This window comes from Mesorhizobium sp. M7A.F.Ca.CA.002.05.1.1, from assembly GCF_003998335.1.
Taxonomy (GTDB): Bacteria; Pseudomonadota; Alphaproteobacteria; order Rhizobiales; family Rhizobiaceae; genus Mesorhizobium.
This window is the reverse complement of the sequence record NZ_RZQI01001644.1, coordinates 1-454: the sequence shown is the minus strand read 5'-3', so window position 1 is coordinate 454 and position 454 is coordinate 1. Positions and strand designations below refer to the sequence as shown.

General features: G+C 63.2%; 1 protein-coding gene. It reads left to right on the top strand.

Annotated elements, in window-relative coordinates; translation table 11 throughout:
• On the top strand, positions 1 to 398 hold a 398-nt coding region (locus EN939_RS37545), incomplete at its 5' end, for an ABC transporter permease subunit (protein ID WP_164751664.1).
• Between the last annotated feature and the right edge of the window lie 56 nt (positions 399 to 454).

Sequence of the window (454 nt, the reverse complement as noted above, 5' to 3'; positions counted from 1 at the left end):
CGCTGGCACACTGCCTGTTCAACGTGCCGCTGGCGGTGTGGATCCTCGAGGGTTTCATGTCCGGCGTGCCGAAGGAGATCGATGAGACCGCCTATATCGATGGCTACTCCTTCCCGCGCTTCTTCCTAAAAATCTTCATGCCGCTGATCGCCAGCGGCGTCGGCGTGGCCTGCTTCTTCTGCTTCATGTTCTCATGGGTCGAGCTGCTGATCGCGCGCACCTTGACCACGACCGCCGCCAAGCCGATCGCGGCGATCATGACGCGCACGGTCTCGGCCTCCGGGCTCGACTGGGGCGTGCTCGCCGCCGCCGGCGTGCTCACCATCCTTCCAGGCGCGCTCGTGATCTGGTTCGTCCGCAACTACATCGCCAAGGGCTTTGCCCTAGGGAGGGTGTGATGAAACAAACGCACGAGTTCATCCGCAACACCATCGCCAAGGGCTTCGCCCTGGGG